This is a genomic window from Zavarzinia sp. (assembly GCF_049306435.1).
GTDB lineage: Bacteria > Pseudomonadota > Alphaproteobacteria > Zavarziniales > Zavarziniaceae > Zavarzinia.
On the sequence record NZ_JBAQRT010000376.1, the window covers coordinates 1 to 1,786 of the forward strand.

The 1,786-nt window shown below is 68.3% G+C and carries 1 protein-coding gene; it reads left to right on the forward strand.

Translation table 11 applies throughout. From position 1 onward, the window contains the following. Positions 1–1,786 (forward strand): cobaltochelatase subunit CobT (gene cobT, locus WAZ62_RS21465; RefSeq protein WP_422645572.1); only part of this gene is annotated, 1,786 nt, incomplete at both ends.

Below are 1,786 nucleotides of genomic sequence, written 5' to 3' on the forward strand. Positions count from 1 at the left end.
GCGCGGCCGGCGCCGCCCCGGGCGCCGCGCTGCGCCTGCCGCAGCCCTCGCGCGAAATGAATCCAACGGAAATCGCCGTGGTGCGCGGTCAGGCGGATTCCGCCGCGCTGCGCCTGCGCCACCACGACGACAAGCTGCACGGCCAGTATCTGCCCGAAGGCTCGACCGCCCGCGCCGTCTTCGACGCGGTCGAACAGGCGCGCTGCGAGGCGATCGGCGCCAACGACATGGTCGGCGTCGCCAGCAACCTCGATACGATGGTCGACGAGCGCTGCAAGGCGCGCGGCTATTCGCGCGTCGTGGATCGCGCCGATGCCCCCCTGTCGGAAGCCGTCGCCCTGATGGTGCGGGAGCGTCTGACCGGCGCCCCGCCGCCGGATTCGGGCAGCAAGATCGTCGAGCTTTGGCGCGACTGGGTCCAGGAAAAGGCCGCGGGCGACATCGAGCGTCTGGCCGGCGTGATCGACGACCAGGCCGCCTTTTCCCGCATGTCGCGGAAACTGATCGCCGACCTCGGCCTGTCGGAAGACATGGGCGCCGACGAGGACGACCAGGAAAAGAACGACGACAGCGACGACGAGGAACAGGACGAGGGCGAAAGCGACGACAGCCAGGGCGAAGGCGCCGCCCCCGAAGGCTCGACCACGGAAATGGTTGAATCCGACGAGGCGAGCGACGATGATTCGACGGAAACCTCGGTCCAGGTCGACAGCGACGAAGATCTCGACAGCGCCGAGGGCGAGGATTCGACCGAGGCCACCCGGCCCTGGCGTCCCAACACCCCGATCGAACAGACCCCGGGCGAGCCGCCCTACCGCGCCTTCACGACCGAATTCGACGAGGTGGTCGAGGCCGAGGAGCTGTGCGATGCCGACGAGATGACGCGCCTGCGCGCCTATCTCGACCAGCAGCTGCAGGCCCTGCAGGGCGTCGTCTCGAAACTGGCCAACCGGCTGCAGCGCCGCCTGATGGCCAAGCAGAACCGCAGCTGGGAATTCGATCTCGAGGAAGGCCTGCTCGATGCCGCGCGGCTGTCCCGCGTCGTCACCGATCCCATGCATCCGCTGACCTTCAAGCAGGAACATGACACGACCTTCCGCGACACGGTCGTTTCCCTGCTGATCGACAATTCAGGCTCGATGCGCGGTCGCCCGATCACGGTCGCCGCGACCTGCGCCGATATTCTCGCCCGGACGCTGGAGCGCTGCGCGGTCAAGGTCGAGATCCTGGGCTTCACCACGCGGGCGTGGAAGGGCGGGCAATCGCGCGAGCGCTGGCTGAAGGAAGGCAAGCCCGCCGCCCCCGGCCGGCTGAACGACCTGCGTCACATCGTCTACAAGAATGCCGACGCGCCCTGGCGGCGCGCGCGCAAGAACCTTGGCCTGATGATGCGCGAGGGCCTGCTCAAGGAGAACATCGACGGCGAGGCCCTGCTCTGGGCCCATAACCGCCTGCTGGCGCGTCCGGAACAACGCCGCATCCTGATGGTGATCTCGGACGGGGCGCCGGTCGACGACAGCACCCTGTCGGTCAATTCCGGCTCCTATCTCGAAAAACACCTGCGCCAGGTGATCGAATGGATCGAGACCCGTTCGCCGGTCGAGCTGATCGCCATCGGCATCGGCCATGACGTCACCCGTTACTACCGCCGCGCCGTCACCATCGTCGAGGCGGAACAGCTGGGCGGCGCCATGATGGAACAGCTGGCATCGCTGTTCGACGAGAAGGCGGCGGCCAAGGCGGCCGCCGGCAAGCCGGGCGCCACGGGGCGCCGCGCCGGTTCGGG